This window comes from Pedobacter sp. TM02 (assembly GCF_059705275.1).
In genome coordinates, this window is sequence record NZ_AP046530.1 from 1,312,480 (window position 1) to 1,335,218 (window position 22,739).

20 protein-coding genes are annotated in these 22,739 nt (G+C 43.9%); 11 read left to right on the top strand and 9 right to left on the bottom strand.

The features are described from left to right. Positions 1 to 94: 94 nt before the first annotated feature. The 3 genes from AC6H1S_RS05650 to AC6H1S_RS05660 are packed head-to-tail and all read right to left on the bottom strand — an operon-like array spanning position 95 to position 1,942. Complete coding sequence (locus AC6H1S_RS05650) at positions 95 to 901, bottom strand: sensor histidine kinase (protein ID WP_497565460.1); 807 nt, start codon at positions 899 to 901, stop codon at positions 95 to 97. Then, a complete protein-coding gene (locus AC6H1S_RS05655; protein ID WP_497565461.1) occupies positions 891 to 1,535 on the bottom strand; it encodes a hypothetical protein in 645 nt (214 codons plus the stop codon). The genes AC6H1S_RS05650 and AC6H1S_RS05655 overlap by 11 nt, the downstream gene beginning before the upstream one ends. Beyond that, positions 1,532 to 1,942 (bottom strand): hypothetical protein, encoded by a 411-nt coding sequence (locus AC6H1S_RS05660; RefSeq protein WP_199137486.1) that lies wholly within the window; start codon positions 1,940 to 1,942, stop codon positions 1,532 to 1,534. The genes AC6H1S_RS05655 and AC6H1S_RS05660 overlap by 4 nt, the downstream gene beginning before the upstream one ends. A gap of 98 nt (positions 1,943 to 2,040) precedes the next feature. Between AC6H1S_RS05660 and AC6H1S_RS05665 the strand changes: the two genes are divergently transcribed. Together AC6H1S_RS05665 and AC6H1S_RS05670 are read left to right on the top strand one after the other, a co-directional pair. Continuing rightward, the gene (locus AC6H1S_RS05665; protein ID WP_199137488.1) at positions 2,041 to 2,709 is read left to right on the top strand and encodes a response regulator transcription factor; all 669 of its coding nucleotides are present in this window, start codon (positions 2,041 to 2,043) and stop codon (positions 2,707 to 2,709) included. Between the two features lie 270 nt (positions 2,710 to 2,979). Beyond that, a complete protein-coding gene (locus tag AC6H1S_RS05670) occupies positions 2,980 to 3,747 on the top strand; it encodes a hypothetical protein (RefSeq protein WP_497565462.1) in 768 nt (255 codons plus the stop codon). A gap of 104 nt (positions 3,748 to 3,851) precedes the next feature. On the opposite strand, the gene AC6H1S_RS05675 is transcribed toward AC6H1S_RS05670, so the two are convergent. The 4 genes from AC6H1S_RS05675 to AC6H1S_RS05690 form a co-directional block, all read right to left on the bottom strand. Beyond that, complete coding sequence (locus AC6H1S_RS05675; RefSeq protein WP_497565463.1) at positions 3,852 to 4,202, bottom strand: DUF488 domain-containing protein; 351 nt, start codon at positions 4,200 to 4,202, stop codon at positions 3,852 to 3,854. Continuing rightward, positions 4,199 to 4,903, bottom strand: coding sequence for an SMUG2 DNA glycosylase family protein (locus tag AC6H1S_RS05680; RefSeq protein ID WP_497565464.1), 705 nt, complete (start codon positions 4,901 to 4,903; stop codon positions 4,199 to 4,201). Before AC6H1S_RS05680 ends, AC6H1S_RS05675 begins: the two co-directional genes overlap by 4 nt. An 89-nt stretch (positions 4,904 to 4,992) precedes the next feature. Continuing rightward, complete coding sequence (locus AC6H1S_RS05685; protein ID WP_497565465.1) at positions 4,993 to 6,225, bottom strand: DUF2264 domain-containing protein; 1,233 nt, start codon at positions 6,223 to 6,225, stop codon at positions 4,993 to 4,995. A gap of 11 nt (positions 6,226 to 6,236) precedes the next feature. Further along, on the bottom strand, positions 6,237 to 7,412 hold the full coding sequence (locus AC6H1S_RS05690) for a glycoside hydrolase family 88 protein (protein ID WP_497565466.1): 1,176 nt from the start codon (positions 7,410 to 7,412) through the stop codon (positions 6,237 to 6,239). Positions 7,413 to 7,615: 203 nt separating this feature from the next. On the opposite strand from AC6H1S_RS05690, the gene AC6H1S_RS05695 reads away from it, so the two are divergent. Continuing rightward, complete coding sequence (locus AC6H1S_RS05695) at positions 7,616 to 8,233, top strand: short chain dehydrogenase (protein ID WP_497565467.1); 618 nt, start codon at positions 7,616 to 7,618, stop codon at positions 8,231 to 8,233. On the opposite strand, the gene AC6H1S_RS05700 is transcribed toward AC6H1S_RS05695, so the two are convergent. Together AC6H1S_RS05700 and AC6H1S_RS05705 are read right to left on the bottom strand one after the other, a co-directional pair. After that, positions 8,220 to 8,864 (bottom strand): DNA-3-methyladenine glycosylase family protein, encoded by a 645-nt coding sequence (locus AC6H1S_RS05700; RefSeq protein WP_497565468.1) that lies wholly within the window; start codon positions 8,862 to 8,864, stop codon positions 8,220 to 8,222. The genes AC6H1S_RS05695 and AC6H1S_RS05700 overlap by 14 nt on opposite strands. Before the next feature lie 38 nt (positions 8,865 to 8,902). Continuing rightward, a complete protein-coding gene (locus tag AC6H1S_RS05705; protein ID WP_497565469.1) occupies positions 8,903 to 9,124 on the bottom strand; it encodes a YdeI/OmpD-associated family protein in 222 nt (73 codons plus the stop codon). Between the two features lie 97 nt (positions 9,125 to 9,221). Between AC6H1S_RS05705 and AC6H1S_RS05710 the strand changes: the two genes are divergently transcribed. The 8 genes from AC6H1S_RS05710 to AC6H1S_RS05745 all read left to right on the top strand — a co-directional run bounded on the left by AC6H1S_RS05710 (position 9,222) and on the right by AC6H1S_RS05745 (position 22,618). Next, complete coding sequence (locus AC6H1S_RS05710) at positions 9,222 to 9,749, top strand: hypothetical protein (protein WP_497565470.1); 528 nt, start codon at positions 9,222 to 9,224, stop codon at positions 9,747 to 9,749. A 220-nt stretch (positions 9,750 to 9,969) separates the two neighbouring features. Then, the gene (locus AC6H1S_RS05715) at positions 9,970 to 10,578 is read left to right on the top strand and encodes an RNA polymerase sigma factor (RefSeq protein WP_497565471.1); all 609 of its coding nucleotides are present in this window, start codon (positions 9,970 to 9,972) and stop codon (positions 10,576 to 10,578) included. A 112-nt stretch (positions 10,579 to 10,690) separates the two neighbouring features. Then, a complete protein-coding gene (locus tag AC6H1S_RS05720) occupies positions 10,691 to 11,872 on the top strand; it encodes a FecR family protein (RefSeq protein WP_497565472.1) in 1,182 nt (393 codons plus the stop codon). Positions 11,873 to 12,003: 131 nt separating this feature from the next. Beyond that, positions 12,004 to 15,426, top strand: coding sequence for a SusC/RagA family TonB-linked outer membrane protein (locus AC6H1S_RS05725; RefSeq protein ID WP_497565473.1), 3,423 nt, complete (start codon positions 12,004 to 12,006; stop codon positions 15,424 to 15,426). A gap of 31 nt (positions 15,427 to 15,457) precedes the next feature. After that, positions 15,458 to 17,074, top strand: a complete 1,617-nt coding sequence (locus AC6H1S_RS05730; RefSeq protein ID WP_497565474.1) for a SusD/RagB family nutrient-binding outer membrane lipoprotein — start codon at positions 15,458 to 15,460, stop codon at positions 17,072 to 17,074. A gap of 23 nt (positions 17,075 to 17,097) precedes the next feature. After that, on the top strand, positions 17,098 to 18,168 hold the full coding sequence (locus AC6H1S_RS05735) for a glycoside hydrolase family 18 protein (protein WP_199141256.1): 1,071 nt from the start codon (positions 17,098 to 17,100) through the stop codon (positions 18,166 to 18,168). 41 nt (positions 18,169 to 18,209) lie between these two features. After that, a complete protein-coding gene (locus AC6H1S_RS05740) occupies positions 18,210 to 21,713 on the top strand; it encodes a T9SS type B sorting domain-containing protein (RefSeq protein ID WP_497565475.1) in 3,504 nt (1,167 codons plus the stop codon). Continuing rightward, on the top strand, positions 21,710 to 22,618 hold the full coding sequence (locus AC6H1S_RS05745) for a PorP/SprF family type IX secretion system membrane protein (protein WP_199141259.1): 909 nt from the start codon (positions 21,710 to 21,712) through the stop codon (positions 22,616 to 22,618). The genes AC6H1S_RS05740 and AC6H1S_RS05745 overlap by 4 nt, the downstream gene beginning before the upstream one ends. Positions 22,619 to 22,739: the final 121 nt, after the last annotated feature.

Below are 22,739 nucleotides of genomic sequence, written 5' to 3' on the forward strand. Positions count from 1 at the left end.
AGGATCAGGTGCTTTTTTGTGTAAAAAGCGCTAGGGTTTTTGGATGGACAGGTTTTAGGAAGAGGCAATTGGATTTTTTCTTAAAAAAGGCAAGCTACAGCGCTGTTGCGGTCTCAGCTTCTTTGTCTAAAGGACAACTGATGGCCATTTTAAAGCCTTTGCCCGGACTGGTTTCGAGGGTATAGATAGCCTCAACCATTTGCAAACGGCTCACAATGTTTTGCATGCCTATGCCTTTTCTTTGGTTTAAAATGGCCAGGTCAAAGCCTTTTCCGTTGTCGGTGTAGCCAATTTCTAGTGCGGTATTGCTCGGTTTAAACGAAAGGCTGATGTGGGTGGCATCGGCGTGTTTGAGAGAATTGGCGATGAGTTGGGTTATGACCCTGAATAAGGCCAGTTCCGTTCTTTCGGCCAACAGTCTTTCTTCAACGTAAGGCTCGTGTTCAATTTCGATTTCGATATTGCCCGTGTTGTTGATGAGCGATACAAAGGCTTCTATGGTGGTGTATAAGCCAAACATGGCCAATCCGGGAGGAGAAAGGTCGTGCGAAATATGGCGTACATCCTTGATCATTTTATCAATCAGTTCCTTAACAGGCAAAATGTTGTCTTCGCTAATGAGGCCCTGTTGCTTAAGGGCACCCAGCATCAGCTTCATGGCCGATAAGGTGCCCCCAATTTCATCGTGCAGGTCTTGCCCAATGCGCTTGCGTTCCGATTCTTGCGATTCGATAACGGCGTTTAGCAATTGCTTTTGTTGCTGGATTTCAGTTTCCTGAAATTGTTTGCGCTGTTGCCAGATTACGTTCTGGTTGCGTATGTAGAGCACCAGAAAAAACGTAACGATGACTAAAACGCCAATTACGCTATAAAAAATGAGGATATACAGGTTATCGCCCATTGCCAGCCAGCCTAAAGCCCCTTGCCCAAACTATATACATGAGCAGCACCAACGCGGCATGAACATTCCATACAATGGTATTCATGGCTACGTTTTTACTGGCCAACATGTAGTTAGAAAGGATAAAAATGATAAAAGCAGCGGGGAAATATATCAAAATCCCTGCATTAAACCAGCTTGTTGGCTGTTTTATCCAATCTTCGGCAAACCCACTTTTATAGAGATACAACAAACAAAAGAAGGTAATCAATATGGCTTCTAAAGGTCTTGTATAGGTATTAAAAGTATATAAGCTCTGCAAAAAACTGAAATTGAGTATGCAGATGATCGGAAATAGTACCATGATCAGGCCAATGGCTTTTTTGATGAATGGTTCTTTAAAGATCAGCTGAAAATAGCCCAATAGAAATGCAGCCTCCATAATGGTATACAAATGCAGCAGGGGCAGATTGGGCCTGCCGTACAAGCTTAAAATAATGGCTGCCAAATTGATCAGGCCTGCAGTAATCAGGTAAAAAAAGAGCAATCGCTCTTCCTTTTTTGCAGTTTTGTACCTCGGCACAAATACCAAAAGCGGTATGAAGATGCTTCCCGGAACGATGATGGTATAAAACAGGTACTTGATTGAGATCATGGAAGGTCGTACAATGGGCTCTTAACGTCGCATTCGGTAGGACATGGTTTGGTAAAGTCGTAGATCTCGGTGTCGTCAACGCCGCCAAGTTTGTCAGGGTTAACCACCACGTCGTTTCCTTGCAAGTCAACAGGTACGATCAGCGCGGTAATGTCGTCTGGTAATTCTTGGTCGCTGGCTTTTACGGCAAAATAGGCGCGAACACCCCTTAGTTTATTGGTAATGTTTCCTTCCTCGTCAACCGTCTCATATTGTTTGATGATGGCTAAAAGATCGTCGATCGGAATCAAGATGGCGCAAGGCAGATTTTCTTGAGGAACATAGGCCGATAATTGTTGTCTGTAACGTTCAATTCTAAGTTGAGCGTCGCGCAGGGGAATGGTTGGGGTGTTAATTGTAGAATTCATAATTTAACTGAGCTTTAAATAAATTAATTTCCTCGAAATTAAAAAAAATAAGGGTTTTGACTACTTTTTTTTCTACTTTCAGCCTAAAATTTCCGACAATGAATATTAATGTTGCCATAGCCGACGATCAGAAGCTTTTCAGGAAAGGAATGGCCGCACTAATCGGTTCTTTTGCCCAAATGAGCATGCTTTTTGAGGCCGAAAATGGCAGGGAGCTCTTGGAGCTTTGCGAACAGGCAACGGTTAAACCGGATATCATTGTGCTCGATCTTTCGATGCCTGAATTGAATGGCTTGGAAACCTTAAAGATCTTAAAGGAAAAATATCCGAGCATCAGGGTCATCATCCTTACGGTGCACGAGGCCGAAAATTTCATTTTAGCGACTATACAAGCCGGTGCCAATGGCTACCTGGCCAAAAATGCCGAACCCGAAGAAGTAGAGCAGGCCATTAGGGAAGTTTTTAAAAACGATTTCTATTTTACCATGCCGATGCTTGAAATTATGCGCAAAGGTGTAGTAAGAAAGGCTCAAGTGCTGAGCTTAGAACAGGAAAATAAGCTTACTGCCCGCGAAACCGAAGTACTGGGCCTGATCTGCAAGCAGCTGAGCAGCAGCGAAATTGCCGAAAAACTTTTCTTGAGCAATCGCACAGTGGAAGGGCACCGCAATAATCTGTTGCTTAAAACGGGCAGCCGCAATACTGCCGGGCTGGTACTTTACGCCCTCAAACATCACCTCATTGACCTGGAAGATTTTTTTAGTTAGCAGATTCTTATCGTTGGGTTATTAAATTGCTGCTGTTATTGCCATTGTTGAATGGTTAAATTGTTGACTAGTCAATCCGTCTAGGTAAAAATACCTGTTTGTTCAGTAAATCTACCCAATTGGCCTTTTGGGCAAAACCACGCTAGAATTTTTTCTAAAAAAGTGCTCACTTAGCATTGCAATGCTACTCCAAACGTTTGCCATTTTACTGGTTCACAAACAGCGAGTTGGCCAAAGCAGACAATCGTATGAGTTAAATATTCAACCAAAATGAACAATTCAGACAAAATTAAAGCCATACAGCTCAAAGCTGGCCTTAAGGTAGATGGCATTGTTAGCCTTAAAACTTGGATTGGTATTTATGATCTATTGTTTGATGCCCTGCCCACAGAAACCGGTCAGGCCGCATTGATTAAGGCGATACAACAAAAACTACAAATCCAAGCCGACGGAAAACCGAGTGCAAAAACATTGGATAGGGCTTATGTGGCAATTTTTGGTAGCGAAGCCGATACCGAAAGCCTCGAAGAGTACCAATATGCGTTGGCTCAAGAGCCTCAGCAAGATTTGTACAATGAAACCATTTTGAAGAAAATGCCTAAAGAAGTGGTTCCGTTTGCCAAAGAGCTGATTCATATTGCAGCCGATCAGGGTATCTGCCTCCGGCTGATCAACGCATTAAAAGCGGAAGATCAACATAAAACCAAAGAAAGAAAGCACCAACTATCGCAACATATTTTTATCGATGCACAAAGCAATTTTTCGAACTGCAATTTCGGCCTCGCCTTTGATATGGGCATTTTTGAAAAAAACACGACAGGCGAACTCGTTTTTAAAGACCAATCGCCCTTGTATGCCAAGGTTGCTCAATTGGGCGAATCGATTGGGCTAACTTGTGCTTCTGCCAATAAAAACAGTACTGCGGTTCCTCATTTCGAATTAAGGCCTGCCTGGGCGGTAAGAATGAAAGAAAGCGAAATGATCCAAGAACTGTACAGAAGGAAAAAAGAGAACATCAACCTGTTAGCCTTTATTTAATTGAAACTAGAATTATCCTTAATAGCTCTCCCTAGATTTTAACACACAACAATAGGTTAAAGTCTTAAAAAAACAAGGCCCCCGATGGATGTTGGGGGCCTCTGTTATATTGCGCCTTCGAGCAATTGTTTAAGTACAACGGCCTGGTTGCGTGTTTCGTCTTTGGCGCCATAAAGCAGGGTAACGGTTTGGTGCTCATCAGCCAATGCTTTTAGCTGGGGGAGGGCTTCATTGTTTTGAAGTTCTGTCCGATAGCGCGATACAAACGTAGGCCAGTTGCTTTCCTCGTGGTGAAACCACGTTCTAAGCCCGTTGGAAGGGGCCACAGCCTTGAGCCAAAGTGAAATTTGGGCATCTTCTTTCTTGAGGCCACGCGGCCAAAGCCGATCTACCAAGACACGAAAGCCATCGGCTGTGCTTGGGGCCTCATAAATTCTTTTGGTTTTGATGTTCATAATTGATCATGTATAGCGCCGAGTTTGGCAAGGTAATCATCAATGTATTGTTGCTTGGCCGGATATTTATATTGCATAATGAACCTCGGGTGCGCCAAGGCAACCAGTTTCTTGAAAAAACCATGTTTTTGGTTAAGCTTGCTCAGGTATTGTTCGTTTTTTCCGGTCCCGAGACAAAAACATAAATCGGTATTGATGCCCAATGAAATCAATCGATGCAACGTTTCAACCGTATAATCGCCTACGGCATCCAAAAGTGCTTTGCTGTCGTAATAATTGTAGTTTTTTTCTTTGCCCTGCGCGTCAACTGATGTAAAACCCAAGGGACAGGGCGAATTGATGTAAAAATCGCCATAAAAAGCCGTTGGCCCGCCATAGGCATTGATCATTTCGTACATGAATACAGAAGAAGGCTCATGCGTTATGCGACCGGTGTAGCTGATATGGAGTTCGCTGGCCAATCTTTTAGGATCGGTAAAGGGAATACCGGTTAAGCCAGCGCCTAATCTGCTGGGATTAATACCCAAAATCAAATGCCTTTGCCGGTTGTCGTTGTAATACTTATGGTAAAAAGTTTCCATAATACCCATGGTCTGTTCAAATTCGAGAAAGGGGTTCATCACCCTGATCCCTTTGGGCAATGTCTTGCCGGTATAGCTGAGGCTGCGGTTAAAATTGATGGCTTTTTCGGCAAAGGTCATAGGCTAAATTTTTGATTGGATTAGCTGGATTTAAAGCTAAAGATAAAATTAAAGTAAACGAAAAAGCCCTCTGGATGGAGGGCTTTTTGTTAGTTTTCAATTCGGTGGTCTCTTGGCAGCATTTGTCCGGACCAGGCTTTCTGAGATGTCCATGGTGCTGGCGGATCTGTCCAGAATTTATTATCGGCAGGCAGGCCCAAGGCTAAGAAACCCAAGGTAGCCATGTACAAGCTTCCGGTAGAGGTATAGACGTCGGCTACTTCAGGCTGATGCCCGTTAAAACCCAATACCAACCAGCCATCTTTGTCAAAATTTTGGTTGCCTTCGTACATGAGGTGGAATACTTTGGTCAATGCGCATCGAACCTGGCTAGGGTTTACGCCCTCGGGCAGTTTCTCCATCAGAGCCGTTTGAGCTAATGCCTGGAAAGCAGCGGTGCGATAGGTAATTGATCGGCCAAAGGCTGGAAAGGTGCCATCGGGTGCAATGCTTCTTTCCAGAAAACTGGCGTACCTTGCCATGCGGTCAACAGCCCGGTTGTAATCGGTAGCGCTGGCCCTTTTCTTTTCGATCATGCTTTTGAGCAGGTCGACCATCATGGGATGGATTACAAACGAATTGTAGTAATCCATGCTGAAAGAAGAGCCGTCGCTGTACCAACCATCGCCTTCGTACCACTCGTTGAGCTTGTTGATGCCAAAACGGAGCCTTGCTGGATCGTATTGCTCGCCAATATTCCATAAAAAGCCTTCGGTAATGGCGGCAAACAGCAACCAATTGTTATAGGCGCCGGTTCTTGTCCGCAACGATTTAAACTCTTCGATGTATCTTTTTTGCGTGACTGGGTCTAACTGTTGCCAAAGCATTTTAGGCGCTCTTAAAAAGGCCTGTGCCACATAGGCCGCATCGACAATGGGCTGGGCTTCGGTTCTGAAATTAAGGTAATCTGGATTTTGAGGGTCAACTGCATTTTTGAGGGCAGCTAAAGTTTCGGTCCTGAAGGCTTTTCGCAGCTTGCCTTCCTCGCTTTCGTCGTCTGGTAGTTCGAGCCAAGGCGCAATACCGGCCAAGGTCCGGCCTAAGGCCTCGGTATAGGTAACGGCCTTGAGGTTGAGGTTGTAGTTGTTGCCTTTTTCTAAGGGCATGTTGGCCTTTAAAGTACCGTTGGCCAAGTTATGGATAACCGGATACGAGATCTTATAAAGGCTTTTTACCCAGAAGGCACGGTCTTGCGCGCCGGTGGTTTCTTTTGTTTTGCCTTTTTGCGCCCAAGCAGGCACTGCAAGGACGAGCAGCATCAGGTAAAGTGTATATTTCTTCATTGCGCTAAATTTTATAAGTACCATTTTTTATACCTGGCCAATGCCTCTAAAAAGTAATAGTCGGCGTAAACCAAAGGAACGTCTATTTCGCTGTTCAAAGGCAGTGCCCCGGTGCTGTGCATGAGCAAGAAACCACCGTTTTCGCCCAATTTGGCTCGATAGGCATCGCTAGCCAACGAACGCAACATGGTTTCGGCGGCCTTTTTATATTCGGTTTTGTTTTTGGCGCTGTATTGGCCAAGCTCTAGCAGTGCCGAGGCGATGAGGGCACCTGCCGAGGCATCGCGTTTGGCATAGGGAATTAAACCCGCATCAAAGTCCCAATAAGGGATTTTATCGGCCGGCAGATTAGGATGGTTCAATATAAAATGCGCAATGCCGTTGGCCTGTTTCAAATAAGCAGGGTTTTTGGTAAAGCGGTACATCATGGTATAGCCATAAAGGGCCCAACCTTGGCCGCGTGCCCAGGCCGAGCAGTTGGCGGCACCTTGCCAGGTTCCCTTTTTAAGCACTTTGCCATTGCTTGGATTGTAGTCAATGACATGGAAAGAGCTGAAATCTGGCCTGAAATGATTTTTTAAAGTCGTGTTGGCATGTTTGATGGCTATTTCCTTATACTTCGGATCGCCGCCGTTGTCGCTGGCCCAGCTCAACATTTCCAAATTCATCATGTTGTCTATGATAACCGGACATTGCCAGTACTTGTTCTTGTCCCAGCTTTGGATGGCGCCGATAGCCGGACGGAAACGTGTAGCCAACGATTGGGCAGAGCGTTCGATAATGGCTTTGTAGGCTGGATTCTTAGTTAGGCGATAGGCATTGCCAAAACTACAGAACATCATAAAGCCCAAGTCGTGGTTGCCGGTAAAAGTTTGGTTTGGCTCTAACAGTTTGAGTGCTTTTTCTGCATTTTTTTTGGTTTCATCGTCCTGGGTTTGTTCATAAATGTACCAGAGCGACCCACTGTAAAAACCGCTGCACCACCATTTGATGCCCTGCCCAATAAATTTTTTGTTTTGAGCATCGTAGCTTTGTGGCGTTAGTCCCGGTGGAATATTTTTATCCATTACTTTATACTGCTGCTTGGCAAAGTTGAATTGTTCTTCGATCAGCTGTTTCATTTCGGTTTGTGCAAAGCCAAAGGCGGAGAGGAGAAGCAGGCAGGCGATTAAAATTGGTTTCTTCATTTAAAAGGTAGTTTTATTTGTGTTTTTAACCTCAATACGGTAGTTTTTAGGTGAGACCTAAACCAAATATAGAGCAAATTGAAATAAGATGTTTAACGCAAACGTTTGTCTGATATGGACTTAACAGGTACCTCAAGCCATTACTGACTTAAATCTGAACATCATTTGCCTAAAATTTGTTGAGCTTTGTAAAAAAGAAGAACATGAGCAATAAAGGTAAGCTAACCATAGTGGTGGTTGGTGCCAACGGCACCATTGGACAAGAAGTTGTCAAAAGAATACACGAGCAAGGCCACCAAGTTATCGAGGTATCGAGAACCTCGGGCGATTTTCAGGCCGATATCCAGGATAAGAAAAGCCTGGAAGAGCTATTTGCGAAAATAGGCCACTTCAATGCCGTAGCTAATGCATCAGGATCGGTTGCTTTTAAAGGGATTGGTGAGCTTACAGACGAAGAACTTGCTTTTTCGATAGGCAACAAACTGGTGGGGCAAATCAACTTGGTACGTGCTGCCTTGCCCTATATTGCCGATGGAGGTTCTTTTACCCTGATATCGGGCGTTTTGTCTGAAGAGCCCATTTTGGGTGGGGTAGTTGCTTCGTTGGTTAACAGTGGCGTGGAAGGTTTTGTTAAAGCCGTCGCCTACGAATTGCCGAGAGCCATCAGGATCAATTGCATCAGCCCAACCGTGCTTGCCGAGTCAAAGGGCTATCACGACAGTTTCCCCGGATTTATTCCGGTTGAGGGTTGGAAAGTAGCTCGGGCCTACGAGAAATCTATTTTTGGTATCGTTACAGGCAAGGTAATCAAAGTGTATTAGCCTGCTTGGGCTTGGCCGAAGAAAGATAATAATGCCACAACAACATGGTGGCTAGGGTGCGGTAAGGCTGCCAAAGGGTCGAAAGCGCCAAAAGAGTTTCGCGTGTGGTGTCTTTGTCTAGTTTTTTGATTCTTTTTAGGGCATTTACCGCAGCTAGATCTCCGATAGGGAAAATGTCGGTGCGTTTCAGCACAAAGATCAGGTATATATCTACGGTCCAATGGCCAATGCCTTTGAGCGTCAATAGCCGTTGCCGAACTTCGTCATCAGCCAAGCCTTCCAATTCGGTTAGGTTAAGTGCTCCATTGACCAAGGCTTGAGCCAAGTGTCTTACATAAACCGTTTTTTGTCGGCTGAAATAACAAGCCTTTAATTCTTCGTCGCTCAGAGCCAGTACGTTTTCCGGACTTATCACGGTTATTTTTCCGCGCAGCTTGTTCAAGGTAGCCAATGCCGAGGCCAACGATACTTGCTGCTCGAGAATGATATGCACCAGCGATTCGAAAGTATTGGGCCGGTTCCACACGGGCGGATAACCATGCTCGCTGATTACCTGGGCCAGGTCTTTATCCATGGAAGCTACTTTTTGGCAGTTTTCTTCGAAGTTACTTGCATTAAATGTTGGAAACATGGAATGAGCTGTTTATTGGTTTCGCCGGGCAAAGCAAATTAGGTTTTTAAGGTTTTTTGCTTGTTCTGCAACATGAGGAGTGCCTTGACAGCCCTTGTTTTGCGGGTTTCTTCTTGTTTGGCCGAACCTACCCAATCGCAGTAGCCTTGTTTGTACGACTTGGCCAGGCTTTCGAAAAAAGCATGGGCTTCGCTATCCTGATCTAAAAGGGCCTGCAGTTCGGCCGGTACCCCTTCAATATGTTCTCCTTTTTTAAGCATGCACAAAGTTAATTTTAATTCCGGGAAGACAAATTGTAGCGAAAGCGAGTTGCTTTACGTATGGGAATAAAACAACCTTAAACGAAACCTAAGCTTTATGAAAAGAAACCCTTACTTTTTTATTTTATTGCTTATAGCCGGGCTATTTGCTTCGTGCAAAAAAAGCGATGTCGCGTTTGAAAGCGATCTTGCCCGCAGCTATAAAATCTACACTAACTTTAAAACCTCGACTAATAATTCTTATCGGTATCAGGTTAATACCGTCTCGTGGACGGGTTATTCAACAGAAACCATCATTACCGTAAAAAATGGAAAAGTGATCAAGCGTGCCTATGTGGCTAAGAACGTAATTGGCGGTCCGACGCCGCAAATTACCATACTGGAGCAATGGATCGAAGAGGAAAGCAGCCTGAATACCCACACCAATGGCGCGGCAACGCTAACTTTAGACCAGATATACGAAAAGGCAAGAACCGTATGGCTCCTGAAAAGGAAAGACGCGAAAACTTCATTGGAAACCAAAAACAGTGGTATGATTTCTTCTTGTGGCTATGTAGAAAACAATTGTGCCGACGATTGTTTTAACGGAATTTCGATTGCTTTTATAGAAAGGCTACCTGATTAAGCTATTTAAAATGTTGGTGCCCTAAGGGTACAACTTTGGTTAAAAAGCCTTCTGTGTAAAGCAGGGGGCTTTTTTTGTTGAACGGATATCGCAAACCTTCAAACCAGCCGTTTTGCAATGTTGGTTTGAAGTTCATACTTGCTTAATTTTTTATAACTTTAGTTCCTATAATTTATCATCCCATTAATTATATATTTATTGTCGCTTAACGGTTTCGTTTATGAGCTTACCGCTAAAAACAGGGGATGATCATTCTTTGCTTCTTTCGCAATTAAAGAAAGGGGATAGCAACGCTTTTGGCTCGCTTTACGATTTGTACAGCCGCATGTTGCTCAGCAATATCATACACATGGTGAAAGACCAGGAGGTGGCCAAGGAGTTGCTTCAAGACCTGTTTTTGAAGGTCTGGGAAAAAAGAGAAAGTATTGATGTAGAAAAATCATTCAAGTCTTTTTTGTTTACCATAGCCAAAAACAAGGTATACGATTACCTGCGAAAGGTAGCACTTGATAAAAAGCTAACTAGGGAGCTGATTGCCAATACCATAGAGAGTTATAGCCATACAGAAGAGCTGCTGAGCTTTAAAGAAAAAAATGCCTGTCTCAATCAGGCTATCGAAGCCCTTTCGCCACAAAGCAGGCAGGTATATCAATTGTCTAAAATAGAGGGTTTAAGCCATAAGGAAATCAGCGAGCGTTTGGGGATTTCTGTATCTACCGTTAATAACCATATCGTCAAATCTTCTAAGGCGGTAAGAAATTTCTTGTACCAACACGGCGATCTGGCTGTTGCCTTAGCCGTAGTTGCCCTTTTTGATCGGGTGAAATAATTTTTTTTATCCTGATTATCAGTGACTTATGTGTTTTTTAAGAATTTCTGTCGATTTGACTAGTTGTTGAGGCTTACTAAAACGTATTAGTAGTTATTAACCAAATATATTTATGGATCAAATCGATCTGCTGTTTGCCAAATTCGCAAAGAACGAATGCAGTGCCCAAGAATTGGAGTACCTGTTGAAATATTTCGCTGATGGCAATGATGAAACGGCGCTTAAAAGAAATATAAAGAAACAGCTTGGTCAGGCCTATCAATCGAACAGCCAGTTGGATATGTTGGTAGAAGAGGTGTTTGAAAACATCAAGGAAAGAATCGGCAACCAAGACACAGTAAAATTAAGGCCTAAATTCGCGATTTACCGTTATGCAGCGGCAGCAGTTATTGTACTCTGCGCTTCAGTTGCACTGTGGTACAATTTTTATTCTTCATCGTTAAAAGATCAGGAAAAGGTAGCTGCTCACCCCATTGTACCTGGCGGCAGGAAGGCCATGCTTACCTTGGCCAATGGTACGAAAATTGACCTGACCCACTCCGTTAATGGAGCATTGGCCAAAGAAGCGGGTATAGAGATTACCAAAACCGCCGATGGACAGTTGCGCTATGAAATAAAAGACCAGCATCAAACCCAAAGCTTTGCACTTTACAACACCATCGAAACGCCTAAGGGTGGTCAATATCAGATCCACCTGCCCGATGGCACCAAAGTATGGCTCAACGCCGCTACCAGCCTGAAATATCCATTGAGTTTTACAGGAGCCAAAGAGCGCAGGGTAGAATTAACTGGCGAAGCCTATTTTGAGGTAGCCAAAGATAAGTTGCATCCTTTCAAGGTGATTTCCAAAAATCAGGAAGTACAGGTATTGGGCACGCATTTTAACATCAATGCCTATGCAGATGAGGATAATATCAAAACCACATTGCTCGAAGGTGCTGTACGCGTGGCTATTCGGACCAAAGGCCAACATGCGAACGAAGAAATATTAAAACCAGGCCAGCAGGCCATTTTGGAGGCAAATGAGATTGCGGTAGTTGAAAAAGATGTAGCGGCCGAAGTGGCCTGGAAAAATGGGCGTTTTACCTTTGTAGACGAACCTATCGAAAGCATTATGCGCAAAGTGGCGCGTTGGTACGACGTAGATATTGTTTACAAGGGCAATATGAAAGAAAAGGCTTTTGCAGGTTCGGTTTCTCGCTACGATAACATTTCGAAACTGCTAAACACCATGGAAGCCACCAATACCGTACACTTTAAAATAGAAGGAAGGAGGGTTATCGTTATGGATTAATTATACACCTCCTTAAAGATAGTCCACAAAAAAGCCAGAGGTGCTTCGACCTCCCCCTGGCCATCGGTTGTGCCGTCTTTTAAAATGTTGCGAGACAAAATAAATCAACTAAACAAACCAAGACCAAATATATGAAAATTTCTCCCATCAGAAACGGGGGCTCTATTGGCGTTGCAAAAAAAATCGTTCGTATCATGAAACTCACTGCGATTATATTGACCCTATTTTTACTCAGGGTAAGTGCTTTGACCCACGCACAGGTATCGTTGAACGAAAAGAAAGCCCCTTTGATTTCTATACTTGCCAAAATCAAGAAACAAACAGGTACAGAATTCCTGTACAATGTATATAGCCTTAAAAATGCAAAACCGGTTAGCATTAGATGCAATAATGCTTCCTTGCAGGAAGTATTGAACACTTGTTTTGCCGATCAGCCTTTTTCTTATAAGATACAAGACAATACGGTGATCATTGTTACACCGCCCAATACACCCAAAGTAGCACAAGAAATGCCCAAGTCTTTATCGCTGATCAAAATAAGCGGTAAGGTAAAAGACACGGCCGGAGTGGCCATGCCCAATGTGTCGATTTTGAACAAAACAACGGGCAAAGTGGTAGGTACCGATGACAAAGGTGCTTTTGCCATCGAGGCCAATGCAGGCGATGTGCTGGTATTTTCTTTTATCGGCTATGTAAAACAAGAAATTACAGTAGGCACGGCCACCCAACTGGATATCGTACTTCGCGAAGAAAAAAATACCCTTGCGCAGGTGGTTGTTACTGCACTTGGCATTTCCAAAGACCAGCGCAAACTTGGCTATTCGATGTCGACGGTTAATGGTAACCTTTTAAACGAGGCCAAGGAGCCCAATGTTGCCAATAGCTTGAGTGGCCGGGTAGCGGGCCTGAATGTAAGCGGCGTAAGCAGCGGTCCGGGTTCTTCGGCGCGTCTGCTCATCCGTGGTGTTTCTAATTTTTCGGCTACAACAGGTCCTTTGTTCGTCATCGACGGGGTACCGATGGACAATACTCAAAAAGGATCGCCTGGCGTGTATGGCGGACAGGATTTGGGCGATGGCATCTCGAGCATTAACCCTGATGATATTGAAAATGTAGTGGTATTGAACGGTTCTGCCGCATCGGCACTTTATGGAACGCGCGCAGCCAATGGGGTTATTCAGATTACCACCAAAAGTGGCAAGGGCCAAAAAGGCTTTGGCGTAGAATACAGTGGCAATTTTAGCATCAACAGCATTATAGACAATACCGACTACCAAAAAGTTTACGGGCAAGGGCTTAACGGCAACCGTCCATCAACTCGAGCAGATTTGGTAACGGCCAGTTTGAACAGTTGGGGCGCAAGGATGGATGGCGAAATGACCATTGGTCAAGATGGCTTAATGCATCCTTATGCCCCTGTAGATAACCAGTTGGAGAAGTTTTACAGAAATGCTCCTGTATTTTCGAATACCTTGGCGCTCTTGGGTGCTGGCGAAAAAGGTAATTTCAGGTTGTCACTTTCGCAAACCAACAACCAATCGGTTATTCCGAACAGTGGCTTGAAAAGATATTCGGGCAACTTGAATATCAATCAAGAGATCATCAGCAAGCTGAAACTAACGGCCATGATCAATTACATCCATGAAGATGTTAAACTGAGGCCCAACTTGGGCGATATGAGCCGTAATCCGAATTTTACCATGTCGCTGTTGCCAGCCAATGTAAACCCTGATTACCTGAAGTTGATTTACGATCCGGTTACGGGCAACGAGAACCACATGGGCAACGGAGGCTATATCCCTAATCCATGGTTTGTAGTGGATAAGGTAATTACCAATAGCAGACGGCAACGTCTCATTTCATCAACTTCACTGCGCTACGATTTTACCAAGGAATTGTACCTGCAAACCCGCTTGGGCTATGATCATATTGTTGATAATGCCCTGCGCATAGAGCCAACAGGTATTGGTTACAACCCGAATGGCCAGTTAGAAGAGCTTTCTAAAGCGCAAACCACCGAGATGAACATCGATGTATTGGCTGGCTATTCGAAAAAGATAGTTGCCGACCTTACTCTCGATGCGGCCATTGGGGGCAATATCCGTAAGTTTAATTTCGAAAAGGTAGGCGTTTCGGGCTCGCAATGGAAGATCCCATATTTTTATACGCCATCTAACTTAACGATACAGAATACCATTTATCCATCGCCAAATAGGCTACAAACCAATTCGGCTTATTATACGCTCGATTTTAACTATAAAAACTACTTGACCTTAAGTACAACAGGTAGATACGATGAGTTTAGTACCACCACCAAAGCCATATTTACCCCATCGGTAAGTGCCAGTTTCATTTTTTCTAATCTCGTAGAAATACCAAAGCTCACCTTTGGTAAATTCAGATTGGCCTATGCCAAAACCAGTGGCGAAGCACAGCCTTTTAAAAACGCCAAATACTATAGCATAGCTGCTGGTGATATTGGTGGAAAAACCTATGCCAACCTGGCCTCAGAAATTTTGCCCGAAAATTTAAGCCCTTATTCGATGCGCGAGTTCGAAACAGGTTTAGAACTGAAAGGTTTTGATGGCCGGTTAGGTTTAATGCTTTCGTATTTCGCACGCAAAACCACCAACGAACTGGTATCACAACAGATCAGTATTGCTTCTGGAGGCTATCAATCTACTTACATCCCCTTGGGTTCTACCCAAAATAGGGGGCTAGAGCTGACTTTAAATGGTACACCGGTTCGTAACAGCGGGTTTAGCTGGGATGTTTCCTTCAACTTTACCAATGTAAACAACAAGCTATTGAATATTGATGGCATTACTACCAGCATCCAAAACTCTGGCGAAGGCCAGTACAGGCCAACTGTAGGCCCGTATGCCAACGGTGCCGGTATATATGGCATAGTAGGCTTGCCTTTGGCCCAGATCATGGCCAACGATTACAAGTACGATGCCAATGGCAATATCATCATTGGTATAGATGGAATCCCCGTAAGAGGTCCGTTTACCCCAATGGGATCCGGCCTACCTAAATATTATGGTGGCTTAAACAACAGTTTTACCTATAAAAACTTTAACCTTTCTTTCTTGGTCGATTACCGATTTGGCAATAAAGTACTTTCGGCCACCGACTTTTTGAGCGTTTACTACGGACTGAACAAAAAGACCTTGGTAGGCAGGGAGACAGGCATTATAGCCAAAGGCGTTACCGAAGACGGCCAGCCCAACCAGACTTTGGTAAGTGCACAAGATTATTACCAAGGTTTGGTAAAGAACATTCCGGCGGTAACTGTTTACGATGGCAGCTTTATCAAGTTGCGACAGGTAACCTTCAATTACAGCTTGCCAGAGAAATTGTTGGGCAAAACCCCTTTCCGTGCAGTAAGCATAGGCTTTGCCGCTCGTAACCTCCTTACGTTGATGAAGCATACCAAGAATTTCGATCCAGAGGACACGTTTTCGTCGCTTACCGGTAACGCGGGCTTAGAAGGGGCAGGTTTGCCACAGACGCGTAATTATGGCCTAAGCTTAAACGTAAAGCTTAAATAGTTTAAAAAGATAAAAGTTAAAATAGATACTCATGAAGAAGCTAACTTTTTACCTCATACTTGCAGCCGTCCTTTTTATGCTCGGCTGTTCAAAAGATTTTGAAGAATTAAACCGCGACCCTACAAAAGCCAATGAAAGCAATACAGACCCGAATTATTTACTTACTTCGGGGCAATTAAATTATGGAAATATAACTGAACATCAACTGTACGAACTGGCACCAATGGTACAGGTATTGGCATCAACCATTACCCAAACCTCTTATAGTGCTGGCGATAAATACAGTTCTCAATTATTTTCATACAATGATCGTTTCTTTAACGACGGACAAACGCAGGCAGGTTTATTTGCCGAAGCCATTACCCTTGCTACACAAAAGGATCCTGAAAAATACCACAACCTGATCCAAATTTGTAGAATAATGAGGGTAATGGCCCTGCAACGCGTAACCGATGTATACGGCGATATTCCTTATTTCCAGAAAAATGGAACCCTCTATCCGAAATACGATAGGCAGGAGGAGATTTACAAGGATATGCTGGCTACACTTGATGATGTGGGCCAAAAATTGGATAAGAGCAAGGCCAAAGTTGCCGGCGATCTTTATTACGATGGCGATATAGACAAATGGCAAAAATTCACTTATGCGCTCATGTTGCGTGTAGCTATGCGCCTTACCAAAATAGACCAAGCTACGGCCAGATTATATGCCGAGAAAACCAAGGGCAAGACCTTTGCCGATTTGGCAGACAATGCCATCTTAAGGTTTAACGGCACAGCCGAAGAACGCAAAAACAAATCGGCCAACGCTTGGTTTGGCGATGCCGCCACTTTTGGACAGATCAGGTGGTCTAAAACCTTTATCGATTACCTAAATAATAATAACGACCCAAGGTTATACGTGCTGACCGAAAAGGCAGACACGGGTTTGATCAACAATAACGACTTGAGCAAAAAAGCCTTTGGCTATACCCAAATTAATCCAGCTCCGAGTGGTAAAATTTACGAAGTGCCCATGGGCATGCCTAATGGTTACGATGTAAACGGGGTGCGTAGCATCGAAACGGCGCCTAACTATCCAGGGCCAACAGGAAAGGGCAGCAATGCCTCGCCTTTGGGCAATTATGCAAGGCCGGTAAGTTCTGTTTTTGCCGTACCCACTTTCCCTGTATTTATCCTTACTTATGCCGAAACAGAATTGTTATTGGCCGAAGCCAAGGCCAGAGGCTGGGATGTAGGTGCTACATCGGCCAAAGACCATTATAAAAACGGTGTAATAGCTGCCATGAAGTCGTTAGAGCAATTGAATGGAATGTTGACCATGGGCGGCGAAGTACAGGCTTTTGCCGATGCCCATCCTTTAGGTGAAACTTCTCTGGAAAAATCGTTAGAAATGATCAATTCGCAATATTGGGTAGCCACACTGTTCGATTTTCCTGAAACTTGGGCCAATTATAGGCGTAGCGGTTATCCGGTACTAACCCCGGTTAATTATCCAGGCAACCGTACCAATGGCCTATTGCCCCGTCGTTTAAATTACCCCAACAGGGAAGCCTCTTATAATGCCAGCAACTACAATGAAGCGGTGGCACGTTTGGGGGGCAACGATCTCGATCTTACCAAAAGAGTTTGGTGGGATAAACCATAAAGCTAACCTAAAAAACTATAGTTATGAAAAAGATATCTTGTTTATTGATCAGTAGCCTACTTTTATTAGGCGCCTGTAAAAAAATAAAAACAGAACAAAAGTATCCCGATATCAAAAATGATAAGGATACTGAACTGCAAGGCTGGACTATTGCCAGAATTGAGCAGATTGCCAAGCAAAAGGCCGATTCGATCAGAATTGTAGATTCGCTTTCTAAAATAACCGGGCAGGTAGATCCTAATTCGTTGCTTACCAAGAAGAATCTGCTCATTGCCTATGTAGAAGTAAACAATCGTGCCTTTAAAAATGTAACCTGTTATTTGGGCGAAGACAATAAGCCAGTAATTGATTTGGCCTGGATTTTTGCACCCAACATTAACCTCGATGCAGCTACAGGTAAAGCCAAAATTACCTATAACAGACAGGTTCAGGCCCTGATTGATAACGGCTGGCCCAGATATGTACAAAGCAAGGGCGTAAAAGTGGGCATGACCATTTTGGGCAATCATGATAATGCTGGATTTATGAACTTCAGAAATTTGGAAGAAGCTACTGCTTTTGCCCAACATGTAGCCATAGAGGTGCGTAGGCTAGGCTTGGATGCGATCGATTTTGATGACGAATATTCTAACAGTCCATCATGGGCCAATAACCAATCTTTTGCCATGGTAGTATCGGAAGTGAAGCGCTTGTTGCCCGATAAATTTGTACACTGCTACATTTATGGCGGTGCAGGCTCTACTATTTACAACGGCAAACGGATGGGCGATATTGCCGATGCTGGTTCTTCTGCATATTACCCGCAAATACCTTCTGCTGGGAGCGCAGGTTTCCCGGTGGGCAAACTCATAGCCAGTGCCAAGCCATTTTCGCCTTCCTATAGCGGATTTGGCAATGCCGAGGCCACTTGTAAAGACTTGATGACCCAAGGCTACAGAGGGGTAATGCTGTTCGATTTCAATTCTTTCGCTGCTAATTCTGTCGATTTGTTAAGGCCATATGTAAAAGGCTTAAAAAATCAGGATGTAAAGGAAATTACGGGTTGCCCCATTAGAACAGAGAGTGATGATGTGAACGTAACCAATAAGCCATAGGTCGTTCAGAAAAGGATTAACAAAGTTTAAACTCATTGAAAATGAATATAAAATTCATCAGGTTAGCGCTATTGCTATTGTTCTTGTTGGCATCAAAAATCACGATGGCACAAGTTAATATCTTTAGGGCAGGAAATGTAACGATTACAGGTTCCACACCGATAATATATGGTTCTATTGCCGATATCAACGATGGCAATACGGGTACCGATGTAGAATTCAGCAGCCCTGCATCAAAAAGCGTTGAGTTGCTCATTACCTGTAACAACGCAGAGAAAATAACAGAGTATTTTATCAATTACTATTATACGAGTCAAAATGCAACTACAATTACTTTGTCTGGCTCTCAAAACAATAGCACTTGGACCCAAATTGACACCAGGACGGTATCGGCCACTGCTACAACCATTAGTGCCACATTTGCCAATACGGTAAGCTATAAATACTACAAGTTTGTATTTGCCAATATTGCCCGGAGCTCTTTAGATATTCGAGAAATTGAAGCCTATAACAATGATCCGGTAGTGCCAACGCTTAAAGCTACGTTAGGTGCCAATGTAAATACAATCAACCTGTCTTGGGACAAAGCGATCAGAAATCAAGGCAGCTATCAGTTAGAGCGATCAACCAATGGTACTGATTTTTCTTTAATCTATACTGGAAATACGGCATCGGCTACTTCTTATGCCGATACGCAACGCGATCCTCAAACAGATTATTGGTATAGGGTAAGGGCTATCATTAATCAAGTTAATCAGCCATATTCGGCAGTAGTAAAAGTTACAGATAAGCTGGAAGGAACCCCAACTTTAACTGCCGTGCCAGGCAATTTGAGTAAGGAAATTGCCTTAAGCTGGACGGCTCTCAATTTTTATAGCGATGGCCAATATGTGTTAGAAAGATCTACTGACGGAGCTAATTTTACAGTACTTAAAACCGTAGACAAAGCTGTTTTGGCCTATACAGATACTACCGGAGTACGCAATACTTCTTATTGGTATAGGGTAAAAGGCGTTAATTATAAATCAACTTCGCCATACTCTGCTGTGGTTTCGGTTACGTCGGGCAACGATGTACTTAAAACGGCACCAGTACTTACGGTTGCTGCCGGAGCTACAGGTACTATTGCCAATCTTTCTTGGTCTGGTTTAACCATTTATACGCCGGGTCAATTTCAAATTGAAAGATCAACCAATGGAACTGATTTTACCTTGGTTAAAACTGTTGATAAATCGGTGAGTACCTTTGCCGATTCTACATTGACACAGGCAACCGACTATTGGTACCGGATAAGAGGCATTAACTATGTGGCGCCTTCTCCCTATTCGGCCATTGTAAAAGTGACTACCAAAAGTGATATGTTGACTACAGCCCCTACTTTAAAAGTGGTATCGCCTACGGGTACACAGGCCAACCTATCATGGGCCTTGTCTTTTGCTACGCCAGGGGGCTTCGAACTCGAGAAATCGGCCGATGGGACCAATTTTACGCTGATGGGCAAGGTTGACAAAGCTGTTTTGGCCTATACCGAGGAATCTTTAAGTCCAAATACGACGTATTGGTATAGGGTAAGGGCCTATAACTATGTTTCAAAATCGCCTTACTCAACTGTGGTAAGCATCACTACCAACAGCATTACTTCAACCCCTGCCGATATTACCGATGATGGGGGCAAATTAACGGTGAGTGCCGATAACACTGGTGGGGCCAATGCGGGCGAAGGTTCTTCAAAATTGATCGATAATAATATTGCCACCAAATGGTTGGTTTTTACGGGTCAAGCCAATGGCGATCTATCGGCAATTTATGAGCCTAAGGGAGCTTATATAGTTACTGGTTACAAATTAACGACCGGAGGCGATGCACCTGGGCGCGATCCAAAAAATTGGCGTTTCGAAGGATCCAATGATAAATTGGCCTGGACCATTTTAGATACGCGTACCAACCAATTGGGAGCGACAGCCGATAGGTATGCCACTTTTAATTTCGATATTCCAATACCTGGTACAACTGCTTTTAAATTCTATCGTATAGTATTTACGGCCAACAATGGTGCAACAGATGGGGTGCGTTTTCAGGTTTCAGAATGGCAGATCATGGGCATAGACCCTGCAGCGCCAGCTGTGCCTACAGCCTTGAGCATCTCTAACGTTAAAATCAATTCGTTAGATTTAACTTGGGCACAAAGCACTACCAAACCAGCTGCCCAATTTATCCTACAACGCTCAGAAGATGGATTATACTATAAATCTATTGATACATTGGCAGGCAACGTTACAACTTTTACCGATGTAAACCTGTACGATGGCTTTACCTATTATTACCGTATTAATGCCTTAGGTACTTCTTCAACAGCAGTTTCAGGCTGGTCTAAAGTAGCACAGGCAACTACGCTTACAAGCACAGGGCCACTAAGCCCTAAAGATTTGACCTTAAAATCTGCTGGCGAAACTTCGGCCACCTTAACCTGGACAGATCGCGCAACCGATGAAACGGGGTATGTTGTAGAAAGATCGAGAGACAATACCAATTTTACTGTCCTGAAAACCTTAGGTGCCAATACAACAACTTATACCGATGCCACTATTTGGCCTGCAACAGTGTTTTATTATCGTGTAAGGGCGCAAAAAGAGGCGATTTACTCGGCCTATTCAAATACTTTAACGTTAACTACTGGTGGCGTAAACACGCCTCCGTCATCAGGGCCGCTTATCTACAGAAAAATCTGTACTGCCGTTGGTACCTATAAGTTTAGTATTAATGGTTTAAGATCGGGGCCAGGGGCAGAGGGCATCCAGAAATTAAAGGTTACCAACATCAGTAGTGCCGATACAACGATTAGCAATCTTACCTTCCAGCCCGATGTAATAGATGGGGTAGCCTATTATGGCTTCAAAACTACAGGCAAGGCAATAGTAGGCGATTCGGCCACTATAGCCATTACCGTAAAAGACGATGGAGGCACCTTAAACTTTGGCTCTGATAGTACCACTTTTAAGGTGAAGATCTATTTCGTGCCGTTTAAAGTGAACGTTACCGCCGATAGGCCAATTACCAAGGTGCCTCGATATACCTTGGTTAACCTAACCGCAAATACCGATTTCCCTGCAGGTACTACCTACGAGTGGAAAAAAGCCGAAGGAATTGAAGGAGCCACCAACGGAATTAAGCTACGGGTTAGGCCCACAAAGGAAACAACTTATACCGTTGTGGCCACATCTGCTGCGGGTTGCACAGCTACAGCCAGCATTACCGTTTCTCCACAAGATTCGCTGGTAATTGCCAATGTGCTTACCCCGAATGCCGATGGCAAGAACGATACCTGGGTAATTTGGGGCATCGATAAATACCAGAACAACTCGGTAAAAGTGATGGACCGCCAAGGTCGGACCGTATTCGATCGCAAGAATTACAACAATGATTGGGACGGTACCTATAATGGTTCTGCATTGCCACAGGGAGGTTATTACTACGTAGTAGAGACCAACGATGGCGCCAAGCCTAAAACAGGAGTATTAATGATTGTTAAAGCAAACAAGCAATGAAACGAAGAATAAAAATCTTTATAATATTGGCCTGTTGTTGGAGCTGTGGCCTATTGGCTGCAAAAGCGCAGACTGCCAATTTTGGTACAGGATATTTTCAAAATCAGTACCTCTTTAATCCAGCCATGTTGGGGCTGAACAATAACCAGCTCAATATCAATGCCGCCTACAAACGGGAATCGACGGGTATAGACAATGGTCCGAAAACCCTTTATTTTACCGGCGATTATGCCTTTAACAATGGCATGGGCCTTGGCGTTAATGTGTTATCGGACAAGATTGGACCATTGAGCACTACCCGAATGATGGCCAGTTATGCTTATCGGCTTCAGCTTGATGGCGATAAGCAACAGCTTCATTTTGGCCTGGCGGCCGGAGGCATAGTAGAGCGTTTCAATACCATTGACGTTACAGGAGATGGTGCTGATGAGCTACTGTACAATTATAGCGATCGGAAAATGCATTTTGAGGCAGATTTCGGTGTAGCCTACATCCGCGATCGCCTCACCGTACAAGCAACCCTGCCTAATTTGGTGTCGGCTTTTGGCAATCAGGAGCGAAGTTCACTTAGCCAATCGACTTTGTTCGCTGCCGCTTCTTACCGCTTTAACCTTACCGGAACCGACAAAGGCTCAATTAACCTAGAGCCCAAAGTTGCCTTCAGGGGCTTTAAGGCCATAAAAAGTGTGGTAGACCTAGGTGCCAATGCCGATTTTATGCAGAACCAGTTCAACGTGTATGCCATGTATCATACCAATAAAAGCGTTACGGGTGGCATAGGTTTTAAAGCTTTGGATGCCTTGCAGGTTTCGGCTTCTTATACCTCAAGCAGCAGTACTTTTAATGGAGGATCATTAGGCAACGCCTACGAAATAGGGCTTCGTTTTTACGTGCCTAAAAAATAAATCGCCCAAAGAAAGGCAGGGCCATCTCCTGCCTTTCAAATATGGCCCAAGGATTGTACCTTTATAATGCCTTTAGGTGTTTGGAACGCCAAAAAGAAAGAATGCACCTTAATAATAAACA